Annotated in this window: 19 protein-coding genes; 8 read left to right on the top strand and 11 right to left on the bottom strand. The window is 67.2% G+C overall.

Annotated elements, in window-relative coordinates; all coding sequences use genetic code 11:
- The coding region (locus QH195_RS29355) for a DEAD/DEAH box helicase (RefSeq protein ID WP_280437770.1) at positions 1–3,106 on the bottom strand (3,106 nt) is incomplete at its 3' end.
- A gap of 269 nt (positions 3,107–3,375) precedes the next feature.
- On the opposite strand from QH195_RS29355, the gene QH195_RS29360 reads away from it, so the two are divergent.
- Together QH195_RS29360 and QH195_RS29365 are read left to right on the top strand one after the other, a co-directional pair.
- On the top strand, positions 3,376–3,549 hold the full coding sequence (locus QH195_RS29360; RefSeq protein ID WP_280437771.1) for a hypothetical protein: 174 nt from the start codon (positions 3,376–3,378) through the stop codon (positions 3,547–3,549).
- Entirely contained in the window at positions 3,533–3,976 is a 444-nt protein-coding gene (locus QH195_RS29365) for an NUDIX hydrolase (RefSeq protein ID WP_280437772.1), read from the top strand. The genes QH195_RS29360 and QH195_RS29365 overlap by 17 nt, the downstream gene beginning before the upstream one ends.
- 206 nt (positions 3,977–4,182) lie before the next feature.
- On the opposite strand, the gene QH195_RS29370 is transcribed toward QH195_RS29365, so the two are convergent.
- Complete coding sequence (locus QH195_RS29370) at positions 4,183–4,998, bottom strand: hypothetical protein (RefSeq protein ID WP_280437773.1); 816 nt, start codon at positions 4,996–4,998, stop codon at positions 4,183–4,185.
- 86 nt (positions 4,999–5,084) lie between these two features.
- Complete coding sequence (locus QH195_RS29375; protein WP_280437774.1) at positions 5,085–5,336, bottom strand: hypothetical protein; 252 nt, start codon at positions 5,334–5,336, stop codon at positions 5,085–5,087.
- Between the two features lie 49 nt (positions 5,337–5,385).
- On the opposite strand from QH195_RS29375, the gene QH195_RS29380 reads away from it, so the two are divergent.
- On the top strand, positions 5,386–6,468 hold the full coding sequence (locus tag QH195_RS29380; protein WP_280437775.1) for a hypothetical protein: 1,083 nt from the start codon (positions 5,386–5,388) through the stop codon (positions 6,466–6,468).
- Positions 6,469–6,506: 38 nt separating this feature from the next.
- Here the strand turns inward: QH195_RS29380 and QH195_RS29385 are convergent, their stop codons facing one another.
- The 4 genes from QH195_RS29385 to QH195_RS29400 all read right to left on the bottom strand — a co-directional run bounded on the left by QH195_RS29385 (position 6,507) and on the right by QH195_RS29400 (position 10,805).
- Complete coding sequence (locus QH195_RS29385; RefSeq protein ID WP_280437776.1) at positions 6,507–7,373, bottom strand: hypothetical protein; 867 nt, start codon at positions 7,371–7,373, stop codon at positions 6,507–6,509.
- 98 nt (positions 7,374–7,471) lie between these two features.
- Positions 7,472–8,194 carry a TetR/AcrR family transcriptional regulator gene (locus tag QH195_RS29390; RefSeq protein ID WP_280426133.1) on the bottom strand — a complete coding sequence of 241 codons (723 nt, stop codon included), beginning with the start codon at positions 8,192–8,194 and terminating at the stop codon, positions 7,472–7,474.
- The gene (locus QH195_RS29395; RefSeq protein ID WP_280426134.1) at positions 8,191–9,417 is read right to left on the bottom strand and encodes a cytochrome P450; all 1,227 of its coding nucleotides are present in this window, start codon (positions 9,415–9,417) and stop codon (positions 8,191–8,193) included. The genes QH195_RS29390 and QH195_RS29395 overlap by 4 nt, the downstream gene beginning before the upstream one ends.
- A gap of 233 nt (positions 9,418–9,650) precedes the next feature.
- Positions 9,651–10,805: a questin oxidase family protein gene (locus QH195_RS29400; protein WP_280437777.1), complete on the bottom strand. Its 1,155-nt coding sequence runs from the start codon at positions 10,803–10,805 to the stop codon at positions 9,651–9,653.
- 47 nt (positions 10,806–10,852) lie between these two features.
- On the opposite strand from QH195_RS29400, the gene QH195_RS29405 reads away from it, so the two are divergent.
- Positions 10,853–11,371 carry a MarR family winged helix-turn-helix transcriptional regulator gene (locus QH195_RS29405; protein WP_280437778.1) on the top strand — a complete coding sequence of 173 codons (519 nt, stop codon included), beginning with the start codon at positions 10,853–10,855 and terminating at the stop codon, positions 11,369–11,371.
- A 162-nt stretch (positions 11,372–11,533) separates the two neighbouring features.
- Positions 11,534–11,836 (top strand): DUF1540 domain-containing protein, encoded by a 303-nt coding sequence (locus tag QH195_RS29410; RefSeq protein ID WP_280437779.1) that lies wholly within the window; start codon positions 11,534–11,536, stop codon positions 11,834–11,836.
- 297 nt (positions 11,837–12,133) lie between these two features.
- On the opposite strand, the gene QH195_RS29415 is transcribed toward QH195_RS29410, so the two are convergent.
- Positions 12,134–12,733: a hypothetical protein gene (locus QH195_RS29415; protein ID WP_280437780.1), complete on the bottom strand. Its 600-nt coding sequence runs from the start codon at positions 12,731–12,733 to the stop codon at positions 12,134–12,136.
- Positions 12,734–13,089: 356 nt separating this feature from the next.
- Here QH195_RS29415 and ligD point away from each other — a divergent pair, with 356 nt between their 5' ends.
- Positions 13,090–14,025 carry a non-homologous end-joining DNA ligase gene (ligD, locus tag QH195_RS29420; protein WP_280437781.1) on the top strand — a complete coding sequence of 312 codons (936 nt, stop codon included), beginning with the start codon at positions 13,090–13,092 and terminating at the stop codon, positions 14,023–14,025.
- A gap of 47 nt (positions 14,026–14,072) precedes the next feature.
- On the opposite strand, the gene QH195_RS29425 is transcribed toward ligD, so the two are convergent.
- Positions 14,073–14,615, bottom strand: coding sequence for an NPCBM/NEW2 domain-containing protein (locus QH195_RS29425; RefSeq protein WP_280437782.1), 543 nt, complete (start codon positions 14,613–14,615; stop codon positions 14,073–14,075).
- Between the two features lie 747 nt (positions 14,616–15,362).
- Here QH195_RS29425 and QH195_RS29430 point away from each other — a divergent pair.
- Positions 15,363–16,970, top strand: a complete 1,608-nt coding sequence (locus tag QH195_RS29430; protein WP_280437783.1) for a DEAD/DEAH box helicase — start codon at positions 15,363–15,365, stop codon at positions 16,968–16,970.
- 77 nt (positions 16,971–17,047) lie between these two features.
- On the opposite strand, the gene QH195_RS29435 is transcribed toward QH195_RS29430, so the two are convergent.
- Complete coding sequence (locus QH195_RS29435) at positions 17,048–17,473, bottom strand: hypothetical protein (protein WP_280437784.1); 426 nt, start codon at positions 17,471–17,473, stop codon at positions 17,048–17,050.
- 572 nt (positions 17,474–18,045) lie between these two features.
- Between QH195_RS29435 and QH195_RS29440 the strand changes: the two genes are divergently transcribed.
- Entirely contained in the window at positions 18,046–18,501 is a 456-nt protein-coding gene (locus QH195_RS29440; RefSeq protein WP_280437785.1) for an SRPBCC family protein, read from the top strand.
- Between the two features lie 280 nt (positions 18,502–18,781).
- On the opposite strand, the gene QH195_RS29445 is transcribed toward QH195_RS29440, so the two are convergent.
- Positions 18,782–19,864, bottom strand: coding sequence for an NAD-dependent epimerase/dehydratase family protein (locus QH195_RS29445; protein ID WP_280437786.1), 1,083 nt, complete (start codon positions 19,862–19,864; stop codon positions 18,782–18,784).
- Positions 19,865–20,262: the final 398 nt, after the last annotated feature.

Consider the following 20,262-nt stretch of genomic DNA (forward strand, 5'->3'; position numbering starts at 1 on the left):
CCGACCGTGGCGAGCGCGGTCGCGATCTCGTCGAGGGGGTGGCCGGATACATAGAGTCCGAGCATTTCGCGTTCGTAGCCCAGCCGCTCCCGGGTCTGCCATTCCTGATCGGGCACTGGGATATCGAAAACGCCGGTGTCGGCGGAACATTGCGCAGCGCGACAGCATTGAGATCGGCAATGTCGACGCCTAGTTCCATGGTGGGCGAGCAGTACATGACCGGCAGACGACCCTCCCGGAACTCTTCCTCACGCTCTTCCCGGCGTTCCGACTCGACCTGCGCAGTGTGCTCACGGGCAAACAGGCCAGCCAACGAGGATGCATTGTCTCGGTACAGGTCGCGGAAGAAGTCGTTCACCTTCGAACCGAGATCAGGGTCGACAGTCTTCCGCAGCAGATCGACCGCGGCCTGTTTGCCGTCACCGGCGAGCCAGATGATCGACGACGCCTTGAGCCGGTATGCCGGACCGGACATGTGCGGAGTGGGCACGGCGCTGAGCAGGCCGGTGCGTTCCATCGTGGCAAGTACGTCGTCGATCACCTGTTGAATGTCGGGACCTTTCAGCTTCTCGCCGTCGAGTTGGCGCATGCCGCTGCGGTCGCGGATATAGCGGCCCAGCAGCGACCGCCAGGTGAGCCGGACATCGGCGCGCGGCTTCCCGGGAGTACCCGCAGCCGTCGACACCGTTGCCGGCTGCGGAGCAGACTCATGCCGTGGCAGCGACCACAACCCGGCCAAATGCTGGTCCGACTGGCGCCGGACGCGGTCGAAACCGTCCTCACTCAAGCAGTCGACGTCGATCGCCAATTCTCGGCGGAACTCGTCGAGCACAATCCGGCACAGCTCTTCCCGCTGCTCGGCGTGGGCCTCCCGGAGCGCCGGAGCGACTGCCTCCCACACCGATTGATCGGCGGCAATCTCCGACAGCGACTCGTACTCGACACGGAGCAGGCCCGTCTGCTCGAGATTGGGCATGGTAACGCGCCACCCGCGCTGAAGATCCATATACACGCGGTATTCGACGAACGCCGTAAACGCGCGCTGCGCGGAAATACGCGGACCGTAGACTGCCTCCGGGTTCTTCGCATAATCGGCAAAGTCGATTCCGAGCGCCTTGACCACACGCTGGGCGACATCGTCATGCCGGGCGGGTGCATCCAGCAGTGCACGGTGCAGTGCACCCCGCAGCTGGGACACCTGCACGAAGTCGTTGAAATGTCCGGCCTGCAAACTAGCGTCTTGGCGGTTGTCAACGAACGTCAACAGTTTACGTGCCTGCGCCGACAATTCCTCCGGCGGAAGCTGCTTGAGCGAGCTGACTATCGAGGAGCTCAACACCGACACCGCCGAGCTTCGGCCCTCGACATCGAGGGTCGCCAGTTTGGCGAAGTCCCGGCCGCGAGTCTGCTCATAGGCGACCCGACAGCGAAGACAGAATCGGAACGGGGCAGGAATGAAGGCGGAAGGAGTGCCTCCTGTCGCCACCTCGTCGCCCGAGACGTCCACACGCAGACGGCGAGGCAGATACTTGCGCAACCGCTCGAGGACATCGCCGTCCTCCACCCACGAATCGGGCAGCCGACCCTCGACCACTGGGTCTGCCGACCACGGGTGCGCGGAGGAAATATAGAGATAGCCGTCGGTACGGGCGTCACCGCTCTCGTCGCGGTCCCGGCGAGAGCGGAACCGAATCTGTCCGCCCTCCTCGGTCCGAGTGACAACGTAGTACTCCTGGCCGCACTCACGGCAGAACGCAAGCGGCAGCAGTGCATGATCAGGGCGATCGGGTACCGCCACCTGATATTGGGAGGTGAGATACCGTGCGCCTTCTTCACCGATCGACGCATACACCGTGTCGCCCTTGGACAGGAACTGATGCAGCCGGAAGGCGAACAACGGCCGGCCGGTCACGGGATGCTTCGCCGACGACCCACGCAGCAGCGTATTTCGGATGGCACGCTCGCAGTCGTCGATCGTCGACCCGGTGAGCTCGGTCAGATGAGCCGCCGCCTCGCGAACCCGGGCGGGGTCCTGCCGGACCACCAGCCCGGTGCCGTCCTCAGTTCGCAGCCCGAAGGTCCGCTCGATCCACGCCGCCAACGGCGATCCGGCGAGCTCCGGGTAGTCGCCGCTCACCCCGCCGGAGCGGACGTTCGCGGTCAATCCGAGGCTGTCGTCCGGATCGCCGGACGTCGCGCGGTCGAGCGTCTCACCGATCACACGGTCAGGGGTAACCTCCGTGCCGAAGAGATTACTCGCCACCCCCGCCACAATCCGCTTCTGGTCAGCGGTACTACCCGAAGTCGCCATCGTCGCCGAGGTACCTACGCACTGCAGGTTCGGTGACTCGCACGCGTCACGCACCCGGCGCACCAGCATCGCCACGTCCGCGCCCTGTCGGCCGCGGTAGGTGTGCAGCTCGTCGAGCACCAGGAACTGCAGACCGGACGCTGCATCCACCAGACGTCGCCGTTCTTCCGGTCGGGTGAGCACCAGTTCGAGCATGACGTAGTTGGTGAGCAGGATGTCCGGCGGATCACGCAGTATCCGCTCCCGCTCCTCGCCCTTTTCCTGTCCGGTGTAGCGCGCGAACGTCACCGGCTCCGCACCCTCCCGGTAGCCCCAGCGCAGAAATTTGGTCAGCTCGCCCACCTGGCTGTTCGCCAGAGCGTTCATGGGGTACACGATGATCGCCTTGACGCCCGGCTGCGGTTGCTGCCGCAGAACCCGGTCCACGATCGGAATGATGTAGGACAACGACTTACCCGATCCAGTCCCGGTCGTCAGCACGTAGCTCAGGCCGGACCGCGCAACCTCGATCGCCTCCCGCTGATGGCGATGCAGCGTGATGGCCGGATCGGGAACCGAGCCGTCCTCGTTCTTGCGTCGGAAGATCCGTTCGCATTCCGGATGCAAAAGATCTTCGGCGACCAGTTCGGTGATCGAACCGCCTGCGGCGAACATCGGGTTCAAGGACACCCACGGGGGCGGCCACTGCTCACCCCGTTGAATACGGTCATGGACGTGCTGAGCGATTCGCGGTTCACGCGGGTCGACAGACGAGGTGGTGAACGACTTATAGCCTTTGACCAGCCGCTCGTGCACGTCGAAAACGTCCATCGTCCCCTCGCCTCATGATCGCCTACCGTTAGGATCGTCTATGATCCGCCGCCTGGCCAGCTCAGTCTTCCGGCGAGCGCATGCTGCCGATCACATCGCTGTAGCGGCTACGCCTGTTACCGCACCATCCGAGAAGTCGTTTCGCCGATTAACCCTATCGCCACCGATTGGCGCGCAGCGGGTAGCGACCCCGGCCAGCGGAATTGAACGCTGTTCAGCATCAGGTCAGCCAGGTATTCAGGTTCGATGATCAGATGATCGTGACGCCGTATCTGGTCCGCGCCCGTAGGTACCAGCACTCAGCGCTGCATCTGCGCAAACTGTCACCCCACGGAATGTTCGCCTCGTTCGATGACCAAACCGAACAGATCTGGGGAGCAGTGACCCCGTACCTGCAAGAGGTAGGCTCCGATGACCTCACGGCGTGACTACTACCGAGACCCGGATGCGCCCGAGGCGAACAGCCTCGTTCCCGGCGGCTCGGCCTTGGTGATCGACGACCGCGGCGCAGTACTGATGCAACGTCGCAGCGACTCAGGGAACTGGTCGTTTCCCGGTGGGACCATGGAAATCGGCGAAACCCTGGAGCAGTGCGTGATCCGGGAGACTAAGGAGGAGACCGGCCTCGACGTCGATCCTGAACACGTGGTCGCCTACGCAGATGGCGAAGTCCGGCAGGAATTCAACATCACGTTCTACGCCCGGGTCACCGGCGGCGACATCACGGTCAGCGCGGAATCGACCGAAGTCGCGTTCCTGACTCCGGCTCACTTGCAAACGCTCCCGATGCACGAGACGGTACGGCTCCGGCTTCGGCATCACACCGAACAAAGGACTAATCCATATCTGGGGTGACGCCAAAAGGACTCACCGGCATAGTGAGCCAGCGCAGCGGAGTGGGCGGCCACTGGCCACCTGAAACCGCCGGGCATGTTGCCGGTACGGTGCGGGCGGATGCCTACCAGCCGGTAGCCGAGAACTGGAGAAGAATGCCACCCGCCGGCGGCGGACGCGTTGTTCACCGGCGCCCTTGCCGTAGGGAAGCTGATCCGGTGCCCGGACTAGGGAACCACCAGTTCGCGGGCGGCTGAGACCACCCCGGGCCAGTCCTCCTCGGGAATGAATTCCACCAGATCGTTCCCGTCGTCCAACCGGGTGTGCTCGATCGGCAGTTTCTCCAGGGCTGCACGTGGTAGTTGCAGCACTGTGTGGGCGCTGTCGCGGACCAGGATTCGGTCTACGGCGGGCATCAAACAGGCGCGTTCGGAAAGCAGCACGGCGAAGGTGAATTTCTCGTCGTCCTTGCTCGCCTGGAAAACCCCTGCGGGGTCGTACCGTGGGTCCGGCCACTGCACACGGCGCATCAGTTCGAGCAGGCGGCGGCCGCGGGTACGTTCGTCGCCTTGGGCGAGTCCGGGCAGAGAGCGCGGACCCAGAGCGACATCGCGGTTGGGACCGGGCAGCGAAATGACCCCGCCGCTGCGCTCGGACAGTTGCGCGACCATGGATACCGACCGGCCCAGCTGATGCAGCGCCCAGTCCTCGTTGTACGCGTCGGTCAGTTCACCGGGCGGCAGCGTGCCGTACTCGGTGTCGACGTCACCGCCGGCGTGGTGCGCCGCAGCTCGCAGTATCCGGAGGGCCAGGTCGAGATCCTCCGGCGCGGACGCCGCGGGCAGGGTTACCTCGAGGGTGTCGTCGGACCAGGCGACGGTCAGTACCCGGGTGGAGATCCCTTCGCGGTAGGGGTACCACGTGCCGGGAGCGTTCACCGGATCACCAGGCGCGTCGCCCCGCCAGCGGATATCGGCGAGGGTTGGCATGAGAATGCCTGCGGGGAACGGGAGTTCGAGGTGGACGGTGAAATCGGTGCTCACGTTCCCAGCATTGTCCGGTGTCCCCGGCCCCGCATCTGCTTTTCCTCCGTCGCCGTGGCTCGGCCCGGTCGCTATTCCTCTGTGGCTCAATTGCCTACGAATGCGGGCAGAGTGAGCGCCGAATGGGCCGGTCGTCCCGCCGCGCTGGGCGGCGCGGTGGCGAGAGTGCGGAGCATGGTGTTGCGCCGTTCCAGGGCCTGCCGTGTGGTCGGGAAGAGTGTGGCATCGCCCTCGCCGACCTGGTTCTGGTTCGCGGTCACGAAATCCCGGGTGTCGTTGTCGTATGCGGCGAAACCCGCGCCGGGGTCGCGGTGGGCGGCCAGGGAGCCGGCGAGCATGTAGGCACCGACCAGTGCGAGGCTGGATACAGATGGCAGGATGAGTTTTATGCAACCGCCGACTGGGAACGAGGCTGCGGAATCGGCCACGTGGTCGCTGGTGGAAACCAGCAGGCTGTTCGACATGCTCAACAACCCGCGGCCGGGGCACGGACTGCTGGGGGTGAGCGACCCCGATCTCCACTGTCTCGACGGCAGGTGGTCCATGTTCGTCGGCGCGATGAACAACCGATTCCAGGTCAGGTTGTATGAAGCGCGACTGCCCGAGGGCGCCGATATCACCGACGACCGTTGGCAATTCGTCACCGATAGCCGTGATCGGGCCGTCGCGTTGGGCGCGCCCGAACGCGGCGCCTGGGACAGTGCGGGGATGCACTCCCCGACCTACGTGCGGGGCACAGCACACGATCGCACCGTGGAACGGATCTACTACGCCGGCCAGCTCACCCGCACCATGAGCGGAAAGCGCAGCCGATACGCGATCGGCTACCTCGAGCGCAGCGCCGGCGGAGAGTGGCTACCACATCCCGAACCCGTTCTGTCCGGAGACGAGACACGCCCCAGTGCCATGGAACCGTATGTGCTGTGGGCCGACGGGCAGTGGCGTATGTGGTACCTGGCGTGCGTCGGTGAGGTCGGGCGGGGCGAACAACCGGACTACGAAATGCGTTACACCACAAGCGAGGACGGGCAGCACTGGGCGGCGCCGGAACGATTCACCGATGAGGCGGAGGGGTTCTTCGACAACACGATCGCGACCGGCCGAGGGTTTTCCCGGATGATTCTGGCACGCGGGACCAACCTCCACGGCACGGTCCCGTTCCCGAGTCAGGGCCTGTGGCTGGCCGACACCGCGGGGAACCCCGCGGGCCGCGACTCCTGGCAGCCGTTCGAACGACTCCTCGACACCGATACCGCCGCCGAACCGTGGTACGCGGCGGGAGTTTGCGGGCCCGCCTGCGTCCTGGACGGCGACGACATCATGCACGTTTTCGCCACCGGCACCCACTCCCCGATCCCCTGGTACCGCGCGGTCGTCCAGCAGTTCCGCCACCGCCGCCGGCCGCTGGTGGCCGCACCGTTCTATCTCGCCACCGCCCGCTTCACCTTCCATCGTTCCTCGCACAGCTGAGGACGTTGTGCCGACTGCGGAAATATCGTGGCCGTATGTCACCACGGGCCACGACCGAACCAGATGGGCAGCGCGGGAGCACCGTCCACATGGGGCGTCAGGGCACCCACTGTCGTGATCTGCACGGCATCGGTCACCGTTCCGGGGATCGCAGGAGCCTTCGGCGGCGGCCAGAACGAATACACCTCCGGGTCCCGGTCCGGCCCGATGAGACGTCCGGTCGCCATGGCCGTATGCGCGTTGCCTTCGCCCCACCCATCCCAGACGATCAGATCGCCGCGGGCCGGTCGCGTTCCCGCAGGATCGCCGAGGTCGAGATCGCGAGTGCCGTGGGGAAGTGTGGCCCGCCGCATCTGGTGGGGGAAGTCGTCCGGCAGGAAACCCTTCCGCCGGTTCTGCTGAGCTTTCCTACTCAGCAGTGAGGTGTACTGGTCACGAAGTTGCGAATGGGTCAGTACGCCGCGGCGAGCGGCTGCCCACATGATCATCTCCCGGCAGTTCCATCCGGAGTCCGGGGTGAGCGGCGGGAGCGGGCCCTCGTTCTTCGACAGGACCCATTCCTCGAATTTGCGGTGGGGAATGAACCTGGGCAGAAAATTGGTCCACATGGCTTGCGCCCCGGACAGATGAATGGCGTGGAGTTCGTCCGCGACCAACAGCGGGGCATCCGAATCCTCGAATTCCGATCGGTCCGCGGGTGACCCCTCGGCACCCGTAGCGTCGTCCGATCCGGCACCGTGCGGGATCGGTTTATCGCTACGTTCCCAGTGTTCGGCGGATTCGTCGATCCACGCACCGGTTCCGCGCAGCGGCCGTTCGGAAACCCGTCCGACACCCTGGACGACATCGAGGGCCCGCTGACGCATCTCGTCGAGAACGCGGCGCAGCACCAATACCTCCGGCATTCGACCACGGGCACGAATTACGTACTGTCACATCGGGTGCATCGATGGTAATCCAGCAGCCCTGGTCGCACCGAGAGATCGCCCGGATGAGGCCGCGGCTACGCGGTGAGCCCGATACCGGCGGCGAGATCGGTGAGGACCGCGTCGAACAGGACATCCGGATCGCTCACCGGCATCGGATAGTTGCCGAACACCTCGAGCGTCACGTGACCGTAGAGCCGGACCCACACCGTCATCATCAGATACGCGACCCCGAGGTCGAACTTCTCGGCCGGGAACTTCTGTTCCGACCCCGCCAGCAGCGCCAGGAGTTCGGTCTGGAACGCGATCAGATCGGTCCGTAGCGCCTCCGGAATCGATTCGATCGGTGGCGGTGCCAGGTCGTAGGCCGCCAGGACCTTGCCCGCGGCTTCCAGGAAGACCAGGCCGAACGATTCGTCGAATCGGCGGACCGTGCCCGGGTTTCCGTCGGCCGGGGAGGCGAAGACCAGCGTGAACTCGTTGCGGTGGTCCAGCGCCCAGTGCCGGAAGGCCCGGCAGATGGCGAACAGCCGGACCACCCCGTCGTCGGGTAGTTCGGCTACCTGTGCGGCGAGGTCGTCGGCCAGCCGTTTGCAGATATCGCGGCGCAGGGCGGCCAGGAGTTCTTCCCGGGACGGGTAGTAGCGGTAGAGGGCGGGGGCGGTGATGCCGAGTTCGCGCGCGATGGCGCGGAGGGTCAATGCCTCCGCGCCGTGCGTGACCAGGAGTTCCGCGGCCACGCGCCGGATGTCCGCGTCGCTGACCGCGGGCATCCGGCCCCGCCGCGCGGGTGGTGTCATTCGTAGGCGACCTGCCAATTCTTGATGCCGTTCAACCAACCCGACCGTAGCCGAACGGGTTCGGCGACCTGACGGAGGTTCGGCATCGCGTCGGCGATGGCGTTGAAGATGAGGTCGAGTTGCAGGCGGGCCAGGTTGGCGCCGACGCAGTAGTGGGTACCGGTGCCGCCGAAGCCGACATGCGGGTTCGGGTTGCGGGTGCAGTCGAACTCGAACGGTTTGGTGAAGTGGTCCTCGTCGAAGTTGGCGGAGGCGTAGAACAGGCCGACGCGCTGACCCTTCTTGATGGCCTGGCCACCGATTTCGGTGTCCTGCAGGGTGGTTCGCTGGAAGGCGATGACCGGGGTGGCCCAGCGGACGATCTCGTCGGGGGCGGTGCGCGGGCGCTCGGCCCGGTACAGCTCCCACTGTTCCGGATTGTCGACGAAGGCCTTCATGCCGTGGGTGGTGGCATTGCGGGTGGTCTCGTTACCGGCCACGGCCAGCAGGATGACGAACCAGGCGAACTCTTCCGAGCTCAGTGCCTCGCCGTCGATATCGGCGCTGAGCAGCTGGGTGATGATGTCGTCGGCGGGGCAGCCGCGACGCTCCTCGGCGAGGTTCCACGCGTAGCCCATGACCTGCGCGTTGGCCATCTTGTAGCTGTCGGCGTACTGGGGGTCGTCGTAGCCCATCATCTGGTTGGACCACTCGAAGAGTTTGCCGCGGTCTTCCTGCGGCACACCGAGGAGTTCGGCGATGGCCTGCAGCGGCAGTTCGCACGCGACCTGTTCGACGAAATCGCCGCCGCCGGTTTTCTTGGCCTCGTGCACGATGCGCTCGGCGCGCTCGGTGAGTGCGTCACGCAGGCTCTGCACGGCGCGCGGGGTGAAACCGCGGGCGATGATGCGGCGCAGTTTGTCGTGTTCCGGCGGATCGGTGTTGACCAGCATGGCGCGCTGGATATCGATCTCGTCGCGGGTGATCTCGCCGTTGAAGCGGATCACCGCGGTATTGGCGTTGGTGGAGAAGACCTCGGAGTTCTTGGAGATCTCCTTGATGTGGTCGAGCTTGCTGACCACCCAGTACCCGCCGTCGTCGAAACCGCTGACGCCGTCGGGCTGGTCGACCCACCAGACGGGCGCGGCGCGGCGCAGTTCGGCCCATTCCTCGATCGGCAGCCGAGCGGCGAGCAGGTCGGGGTCGGTGAAATCGAAGTCGTGGGACAGGGACGGTGCGGTCACTATGCCTCCTTGCAGAACACTGTCCTCTGGAGTGAACCACACCACACCCGCATTTGTGAACACCCTTTAGTAAATAGCGTTCACATATTTCGAAACCACGCCGGAACCTTGGCGTCCGGAGGTCGCCGAGCTCGTCCTACTCACTTCGATGGCCGGAACCGCTCGATGGCCTGAACCGACAGGAAGCAGGGGCCGTCGGCCGACCACGAGCCGCGCTCGCCGCCCTGTCCCGATCAGCGATGTGATGCCCCACCGCCGCCGAACCGGACCGTCACCGCCGAGCCGTTCGGACCATCGGGCCGCTCGACCATCCGCTGGGCACGATCCACCGCCCAGGCATAACGCGGATCCGGGCGCAGCGCGTTTTCCCGCAGGCAGGCCTCGGTGAATTTGATGACGTGCTCGTCCCCGTGGTCGACGGCACGGGCGATCAACTCGTCCCACGGCGGCGGATCCGCCTCCTGCGCCTGCACCGGCGCCTCGGCCTCACCGGATCGGTCGGTGGTCGCCGCCATCAGCAGCGTCACCTGCGCCTGCCAGACCGCGGCGAGCGTGGGTTCGTACAGTCCCTCGGGCAGCTGGGGCAACACCAGCCGTGCCGCGGCGGGGGCCGTGACGCCGTGGATGAGCGGAATCGGAAAGTCTCCCACCGCATGGGCGCCGCAGACGCCGGCGAAATGGGCAGTCATCCGGGACAGCAGCCGATCGGCGCGTTCGGGGGCCAGCGCGGTCAAGGATTCTTCGTAGCCGGGCATGGAGCGCGGAGTGCGCAAACGCGCCATCGCCTGCTGCGGACTCTTCGGCTCGGGCAACCTGGGCACGGCAGCGATCGAGGCGGCGAGGCCGGACTGTCCCGTGAGACGGCCCGGGCCGGGCGCATCGATGAACCGGGCGGCCCAGTAGCCCAGCGCTCGGGCGAGTTCGCCCAACTGCAGCGGAGTCGGCCGGTCGGTGGCCGACAGTCCGCGCACGGCGTGCGCCGTCCGGATCAGCCCGTGCGTGAGACCGGTCATCGGCCCGGGGAGCAAACGCGGCCACCAGCGCACCAGCACCGCCCGCCAGCCCTCCTCCGATATCTGGCGCAGGAACAGTTCCTCGAAATCGCCGGCCCGCCCGATATCGCCGAGCGCGGCGCGCCAATCGGATTCCTCGTCACCGAGTCGCTGATAGGGCACGGGCGGTTCGTGATGCGGCGCGGCGGCCCGGTACACCACGACCCAGTCCGGGATCGCGGCGGCGTGGCCGAGTACCGCGAGCGCCTCGGCGGCCATCGGGCCGTGATTGGCCAGATCGCCACCGCCCAGGTTGCGCTCGTATCCGAGATCATCCAGCCGTTCGAGCGCGTCGTTGACCGCATCGCTGTACGCCGACATCAAAGCCTCGCTCACTTCGTATATCCGAACTGTTTGTGAATACGAACATATAAGATGACTCCATGCCGGACAAGACCCACACTCCGAGGCAGCCGACCGCACAGGAGATCACCGAGCTGATCGGATTCCTGCCGCTGGTGGCGAACTTCTTCGACAAGGCGCGCACGGATATGCCGGCCGAATACCTCGAATCCTTCACCGCGCACCGGCTCACCCCACGCCACGGCGCGGTATGTGTGCAGCTGGTGGCCGAGGAGGCGATCAGCGTCGGCGAGCTGGCCGGCCGGATGGGCCTGGCACTGTCGACAGTCAGCGAATTGGTGGGCGATCTCGATCGCGCCGAATGGGTGCAACGCCGGCCGGACCCGGCCAACCGCCGGCGGACGCTGGTATCCCTGCTGCCGACCCGGCGCGCACATGTCGAAGAATTCGTCGCGCGGCGCGCCGAGCCGCTACTGGCGGCCATGTCGACTCTCACCGCGGAGCAACGCGCAGGATTTCAGGCCGGACTGCAGGCCTGGGCCCACGAGATCCGACACTGGCGAACCGAACCTGGGCCGGGTAGCGAATCGTCGCGCTGACGCTGCCTTCAGCTGATCAATGGCAAAAGCGCGCGAAACCCTATCCGGACGACGGACGAGGACTCGCGCACGAATCGAAATCTCGCGTATCCAGCGCTGTGCGGTCGGTTTACTCTGGTAGCCGCATGAGCAAGACTCCCACAGCCCAGGAGGACGAAGCGCATGACAACTATGGAAATGCCGCACGTCAGCGAATGCACAGTGAACGACTGTTCCTACAACGACCACGACGGCTGCCACGCCTATGCCATCAATGTCTCCGGCCAGAACGGCGGCGCCGATTGCGCGACGTTCATCCCGCTGGCGGTGAAGGGCGGACTGGATACGGTGACCAGCATGGTCGGGGCGTGCCAGCGCGCGGACTGCACACACAACACCGACCTGGAATGCACCGCCGGTGAGATCCGGGTCGGCCCGGGCAGCGGGGATCACGCCGCCCGCTGCATGACCTATACCCCCAGCTGACATACGGTCCGCGGGCACGGTGCGGGACATCCCGCACCGTGCTGCGCGCTCGAGCCGCCCGGTTGTTCACTACGCCGACCTGGAGTTCCGGTGCGCATCGCGTTCGCCCCGATCAGGGGGAAGCCGAGGGCCGCGGCGGCCGGACAGCCGCTCCGCTCGCCTACGAAGTTGCCACCGGACCAGCACACCGCCGGCGGTTGGTGCATGGACGCCGCCGACCCCGTACCGCCCTCCCGCGTCATCGACTCGGCCGGCTCGAGCGGCTGCTGCGAACCATGACCTACCTGCGGCGGCAGGTCATAGCCCCTGCGGACCTTCCGAGCGCAGATCGTCGACCTTTCGCATCGCCGATCGCAGCTCCTCGAGCCACGGTTCGGTGTGCTCACCCACCAGCCGCACCGCCCACGCCAGCGCGTCGGCGCGAGACCGAGCGACCCCGGCGTCGACCAGCGTGTCGAGCACCTTGCGCTCCGGCTGCCGCAGCCGGGTCATCACCGGAACGGCCAAGTGCGTGAAGAGGATTCGCTGCCCGTCGATCGAGACACCCCACGCCACACTGCGCCGGTAACGTTGCTGCGCCTCGTCCGCGATCTGCATCCGCGCCGACCGCGTCGATTCCCGGAACCGGGCAACCGCCCCTTCTTTGGTCGCCTCCGGGACCGGGCGCCTCGTCTTGTCGCCGGACTCTTCGCCCGCCTCCTCGTCCGGTTGCGGGAGTGGTAGTTCGCCGATCACCACGATCTCGTCCCGGTCGATCTCGATCACGGGTGGCCCGGTGAACCATTCGGCGGGCAATCGGCCCGCGAACCAGTCCGCGACATCGCCGGTTTCGGGCAGATCCGCCTGCTGCCACCCGCCCGGTCGACCGAATCCACGCCCCCGGTGTCCATGCCTCATGGGATCACCTTCTCGCTAGAACGATTACTTGATTACAAGATTACTCCGCAGTTCCAGTCGCGGGTTCTGCTCAGTGCGAACGTCCGGGAGTAGGTCCGCGAGGCCATCACCGACCCGCAGGTTGCGGAAGGATCCGTCTCCCGCGTGTCTGCCCGGGGCGGTTCGGATCGCTCCGTATTGTGCGGCTGACCAGGCAGTACCCGCCCCACGAAGCGAGGACTCATGGCATCCGGACCGGGCTCGGAAACCACCGGCGCGACACACCGCAGAATCGGCGCCCACACCCGGGCGCCGGGCATCGGACGGGCGCGCGAGGTGAGGAGCCGGCTCTGACCGGCGCCGCGGTCCCGGCACCGATGCTCGCCGTGGCGGGCCGGGCACCGGACAGCCCGGAGTGGGCGGTGGAAATGAAATGGGACGGCGTGCGCGCGATCGTGCTCTGCCGCGACCGCACCTGCCGCCTGTTCAGCCGCAACCGGCGCGAGATCACCGATTCGTATCCGGAACTCGTGGCCGCCCTGGCGACCGGTGCCGGCGATCGCGACCTCGTGCTCGACGGGGAGATCATCGCGCAGACACCGGCCGGCGCACCGTCGTTCGCCCTGCTGCAGCGCCGCATGCACGTCGCGCGGCCGGGCGGCGCGCTCGTGCGGGAGGTGCCGGTTCAGCTGTTTCTCTTCGATGTGCTCGTCGACGGCGGTGAGACCGTGACCGCAGAGCCCTATCTGCGGCGCCGGGATCGGCTCGAGCGGCTCGGATTCACCGCCGCACCGGTGCAGACACCGCCGTACTGGGTGGATGTCGGCGCGGAACAGATGATGGCCGCCGCCCGGGACAACCACCTCGAGGGCATCGTGTCCAAACGCACCGACTCCGTGTACCGGCCCGGCCGGCGTTCACCGGATTGGATCAAAACCCCGTTCCGCCGGACCACCGAGGCGATTGTCGCGGGCTGGACGTCCGGCAGCGGGTCGGTATCCGGGTCTTTCGGGTCGCTGATCCTCGGCGCACACAACCGGGAGGGCGAGCTCGTCCATATCGGCAATGTCGGCACCGGGTTCACCTTCGCCGACCGCCGGTCGCTACGCGCCCGGCTCGACGAACTGGGTCGCACCGATCCTTTGTTCCCGCTGACATCGACCCGCGGCCGGCCCGGAATCCCACACTGGGTGGAACCGGTCCTTGTCGGCGATGTCGAATACCGCGAATACACCGGCGAAGGGTTGCGTCATCCCAGCTGGCGTGGATTACGCACCGACAAGACACGCGAAGAGGTGATCGTCCCGGAATGACCGGCGATCCGCGCCGGCGCCGAACCGGAAACACCTGATATTCGACGCTATTTCGTCAGCGTCGGATCTCCCCAGACCCCATTACCCAGCTGCGTGCAACTCGACGCGTTTCCATCCAGAAGCGTGAAGCTGATCGTCAGATTCTGCACACCGGCCACCGGGACCTCCATCTTCGGCGGCACGCCGACACCGATATTTCCCGATGTGAAAACCGATTTGCCATCGGCGACCACCGAGAACTGCAGGGTCGATTCCGTATTGCCGCCGTCGGCAACGCCGATCACCGAGGAGAAACGCGACCATTCCCGGTTGAGATCGTAGGTATGGCTCACTTCGGTGCTGCAACCACTGAACTGCTGGTAGATCGCGTGTGGATAGGAAACACCGTTGATCGTGATGGTCCCTGTGTAGGCGGTGCTACCGACCGGCGGCAGTTCGGCGAGGTATTGCTGGGCGGTGCCGGCGGTTGTGGCGGCAGGCGCCGGGGGTGGCGCGGAAGGCGAGGTTTCGGTGGTGGTGACGGGGAGCGCGGAATCGGATTCGGCTTCACCGGAACCCGGGCCGACGATAAGTGTTACGACCAAACCCACGATCGCGAGCGTCACACCGAGCCCTGAGACAAGCATCACTTGTTGGACGGGATCACCGGCACGGGCACCCGGCGCCGTACGCGCCGGCGAGGGGGGACTCTGGATTTGCCCGCGGGTGGGATCGGTGGGATTGGACACGCGCACACTCTTCTTCGATGAACTCGCCGGAACCCGGATGGGTGCCGCAGCAGAGATATACCACGCTCGCCGGGTGTAGGGAATCGGAGCGCTCGAGTAGGTGGTGATGACGCCGGCGGCCCGATACCGGCGACCGGTTCACGCGGGCCCGGAACGCGAAAGATTCGGCGCGCTTTGGTAATTCGCACCCATGGGACCAGACCATTCGGAATGATCGGGCAATGGGCCGATCAGGCCGGTTATCGGCGGCCCGGATTCCCGGTTGCCGGCAATGCGGCGGTCCTCGGCACTACCCCGGCGGCCCGGTGAATCAATGGCCGCCCCGGAAGTGGGGTTACCGACCGCACAGCGTGTGCCTTTATCACAAATTCCCGCCATATTTCGATCGGCGGCCCGATCGACTGTGCGTCGATTCACGAATGCCGGATACGGCTCGCCTGTGCTGTAGGGTGACTGTCGTACCTGCGCCGATGAGTTATGCAAGTACAGCCGTCGCGGGATACCTGCTTTTCGCGTCGGGACCCGCGACACCGCCACCTCGTGTAGGCGCGGACATCGGTCCGATGGAGTCGCGGTATCACCTCCGATGCCGAAAGGCGCACTATTTTCATGCCTGTCCAGACTGCTGTCACGCAGACCTTCGCCGATCTCGGCGTATCCACCGGAATCGTCGACGAACTCACGGCTGCGGGAATCACCGCGCCGTTCCCCATCCAGGCAGCCACCCTGCCCGACAGCCTCGCCGGACGTGATGTCCTGGGCCGCGGTAAGACCGGTAGCGGTAAAACACTGGCCTTCGCTATACCGATGGTCGACCGGCTCGCCGGGACGAAGCGGGTACCCGGGCGTCCGTCCGGGCTGATCCTGGCACCCACCCGGGAACTCGCGACCCAGATCTCCGCGACCATCACTCCGCTGGCACAGATCCGCGGACTGCGGGTGACCACCGTCTTCGGCGGCGTTCCGGTGAACCGCCAGATCAAGGCCTTCAAACAGGGCGTCGATATCGTCGTGGCCTGCCCCGGCCGGCTCGAGGATCTGATGAAGCAGCGAGCGGTCGCGCTGGACGCGGTGCGGATCACCGTGCTGGACGAGGCCGACCATATGGCCGACCTCGGGTTCCTCCCCGGCGTGACACGGATTCTCGCGGCCACCCCCGCCGACGGTCAGCGTCTGCTGTTCTCGGCGACCCTGGACAACGGGGTCGAGAAACTTGTCCACCGGTTCCTGCGCGCGCCCGTCACCCATTCGGTCGACGAAGCCGGTGACCCGCCGCCGAAAATGGAACATCACGTTTTCGAACTCCAGGGCGCCGCGGCGAAGAAGGACATCGTCCGGCTGCTGGCCGCCGGTAGCGGCCGCCGGATCCTGTTCATGCGCACCAAACACCATGCCCGGCGACTGGCCGGCGAACTGACTCGCGCCGGTATCGCCGCCGTCGACCTGCACGGAAACCTTTCCCAGCCCGCCCGTGACCGCAACCTCGCCGCATTCTCCGCGGGCACGGCGCGGGTGATGGTCGCGACCGATATCGCGGCACGCGGTATCCATGTCGACGAACTCGAACTGGTGGTCCACGTCGACCCACCCGCCGAGCACAAGGCTTACCTGCACCGGTCCGGCCGTACCGCGCGCGCCGGGACCGAAGGCACCGTGGTCACGCTCGTACTGCCGGAACAGCGCAAGGATGTCGCGGCGCTGCTGCGCAAAGCCGGGATCACGGTGCAGCCGCGTGCGGTGACCATCGATTCGCCGATCCTCGCTGAACTCTCGGACGGTTCGCTCGCCGATCTGCGGCCTGTCGTGGAGCCGCAGGCGTCCCCCGGCAGGTCCGACGGCGCACGCTCCGGGAACAAAACCGCCCGCGGCAAGCGCGGCGCGCGTGGCGCGCGCACCGGAACGAACGGCCGCACCGAGGTATCCGGTTCGGACAGTGGCGCGTCGTCGGGACAGCGGAAACGCCCGGAAGGCGCGGGTAGTCGCGCTGGACAGCGCGAACGTTCCGGCGCGGCCGAACACGCCGGGGCGCGCGGATCCAGTGGCCGGCGCGGTTCGTCCGCGGGCCGCTCGGGGCAGCGGATCGCCTCCGGCCACGAAACAGCTGCCACGCCGGCACGCAACCAGCCGGCCGGCGCGAAGCAGTCCGCGCATACGTCCGATCCGGCACGGTCGCGAGGCCCGCGCCGTCCCCGCCGGGCCACCCGCCCCGCGGGCTGATCGTCTGCTGTTCGCATCCCGGCCGGGCTGGTCTCCCTTCACCGGAGACAGCCCGGCCGCGGTGAGCGGCTACCCGATCAGGACCGGTCCCGGCTGACCCGGAAGGTCGAGCATCCGGCCGCGTCCACGTTGCCGCGCATGGTGTCGTCCTCGATCTCGGTGACGACGAGATCCACCATCAGGTAGCCCTCCGGCTGCTCGATCCAGCGGACCTGATCGAACTCGACCCGGTCGCCGTCGAGCGATGCCTGCATCTCGAACCGACCCGATTCCGGGGTGACATTGGTTCGGACCGAATAGAACTCGAATTCCGTTCGCCCGGTGTCCTCCACGGTCAACGTGAGGCCGGTGTCGCCCTGCGCGCAGGTATACGAGCCGACCCATTCCCCGGCGATCGCCCGGAACTCCGCTGATCCCGGTTCGGATCCGCCGGTCTCCGCGGCGGTCGCGCTGCCCGGCACCTGGTTGCTACACCCGGACGCCGACACGGCTGCCAGGCACATTGCGGCAATCAATCCCCGCTGGATCATTTTCCTCCCACCACGCACGTGGGGACCCTACCGCGCCGTCGGCCCGGTCACAGATTCCACGGCCCCGCTTCTCATCAATCCCCCTGTTCGAGGTGCGCGCTCATCCAGCCCCTATCGACTCCGACCGAAGGAGCCGGTGCTACGAGCGCCGCGGCCGGAGCCACCGCACCGCCTGTCCGGCGATCGTCGCGGGCGGGAGATTCGGCGCCGTCGACATCGGTCCGATCAGCCCAGCCGATTCCGGAGACACCGTCGGCGATGATCACGAGCTGCCCGGCAAGGGCCGTCCGAGTAACCGGTGGCCGGTGACTGCCCTCGAGCCGAGCGGTATCCGACTCACGCGCAGCCGGCTGTCGCCGGTTGGATTCCGGACGCAAGGCGACGACACCTACCCGAACCCTTTGCGCCGGTGGTGGCACCCGAAACGCCGGGATAACCCGGGACCGGTACGCCGACGTGTTTCGTGGACCGCAAGCCGGGTACCTCGCCGGACGACGTATCTGCCGTGCGGCAGATGCCCCGATTCCCGGACGATCGGAGCTGCGATGCCCGCCGAACCGAGTGTGCGTATCCCGATCCCCGTCGAGGATGTCTTCGCCGTCCTCGCCGACGGCTGGTTGTACGCGCTGTGGGTCGTCGGTGCCACACATATCCGGAAGGTCGACACCGGCTGGCCGGCGGCCGGCACCCGGATCCATCACAGCGTCGGCGGATGGCCGCTGGCCCGCAGCGACACCACGACGGTGCACGCGGTGGATCCCCCGCATCACCTCGAGCTGGAGGCGCGGCTGTGGCCGGCCGGGGCGGCGTATATCTCGCTCGATCTCGTCGCGCTCGGCCCCGACAGCACCGAGGTCCGGATGGCCGAACGCGTCTGCCGGGGGCCCGCACGCCTGTTACCCGGAATGGTCCAGGACCTGGCACTGCTTCCGCGCAACCGCGAATCACTCCAGCGACTCGCCGCCCTGGCCGTCGGCCGCTCCCCCGCCGACTCTGGCTGATCCACGTTTGCCGGGCCGGATCGACGTCCCGGTCCAACCGGCCCTCCACAGCCAGGTGCAACGCCTCGGGTTACCAGCCCACCCACGCGGGTCGACCACTTCCACAGTCGACCCGGCTGGCGCATGCTCTTCCGCCGACCCGTCTGGTCGCCGCCCTTGCCCAGCTCGACCGACTTCCGACCACTGGCCTCGACTGCTCCGGGAGCGCGCCGGATCCTGGTCCTGACCCATCGGCCGCCCCGGACGGAAGCTCGGGCGGGCGGGGTCGAGCTGAGGGCTTTCAGCGGCCGGACCCGGCTGCACCCGAACTCTCCGGACGCTGGTCCTGATGAGTCGGTTGCCCGAGGCGGAACCGTGGGCAGCCGGGATCGAGCGGTGCGCTGGGTCCGGGCGGGCCGGAGCGCATCCGGGACATCAACTCCCGGCAGGCGGTGATCGCGTCGTACTCCGGTATCCAGCCCAGTTCGCGGGCCGCCCGTCCGGCACCGACCAGGCACGCGCGGTCGGCCAGTTCGAGCCAGGCCGGATGCAGCGGTTGCAGCCCCATCCGCCAGCTCAGCCCGGCTCCGGCGGTCAGAACCGCGCGAGGTACCGGCAGCCGGAAACCACCGAATACGGTGGCCAGCGTCCGTGCCGCGAGAACGGGTTCGGCGGCGAGATCGAATGCGCCCCCCGCGCGGTCCCGCAGAATCGCCCGGATCGCCGCGGCCACGTCGGTGGCGTGCACCAGTTGCAGCCTCAGGTCCTTCCACAGCGGTACCGGCAACCCGCGGTGGCCGATCACCGCCCGCGGCAGCCACGGGCTCAGCAGCCAATCTCCCAGTTCGGCCGCCGAATCACCCTGCGCGATACCGCACGGCCGGATCCGGGCCACTGTGATGCCGGGCTGCCGCTGTTCGAATTCGTCGAGTCGCGACTCCAGGGCGGCCTTGCCCGAGCTGTAAGCGCTGCTCGGCAGACCGGTCCGCGGATGACTCTCGTCGACCCTGGTCCACCGGTCCGCCGGGGTGTACGCGGCCACCGAGGATGCGCACACCACCTGCGCGACACCGGTCGCGGCCGCCGCCCGCAGCACGTGTTCGGTACCCAGCACATTGGTGCGGTTCATCGGCGGGTCGGTCCGGCGCGGGTGGATCGCCCACGCCAGATGGACCACGGCCGTCGCCCCGGAGAATGCCTCGGTGAGTACGGGCACGGCCGAGGATTCGCCGATATCGCAGTCGATCCACCGGGCCCGGGTATACGGGTCGCGAACGGGTGGCCGGCGACGAGCGATACCGGTCAGCTCCCATCTCTCGGTACCGGCCGCCCGCAGCAGCGCGGTACCCACGCTGCCGCTGGCACCGGTGACGACGACCTTCATCTGCCCGGTCCTCCGGCCGCTCCCCTGACGGCGCACACTGCACGAATCCGCCCGCCGGAGTCACGCGGGCAGGTGCACGGCGCAAACGACCGCTGCGCCCGTATCCGACCAGCCGGACACCGCGCTGCTCGCCTCGGATCCACCGTGCCCGGATACCCCTCACCCCACTGCGAAACCTCGCCGCGCCGCGGCCTCCGGATGAACTGCCTGTGCCCACCCGGCACCGCGACTGTTGCCCGCCGATGAACCCTCGGCGACCATCGCGCCGATCCGGTCGCGAACGGTCGACGACCCCCGCCCCGGGCGGGCAGGATGACGGCATGCGGTGGGCATATTCGCCGGTTAAGTTTGGCCTGATAGCCGGCTGCACGACCCGCGCGCCGCCCGCGCCCGCCCGG

This window comes from Nocardia carnea (assembly GCF_029868855.1).
GTDB classification, from domain to species: Bacteria; Actinomycetota; Actinomycetes; order Mycobacteriales; family Mycobacteriaceae; genus Nocardia; species Nocardia carnea_A.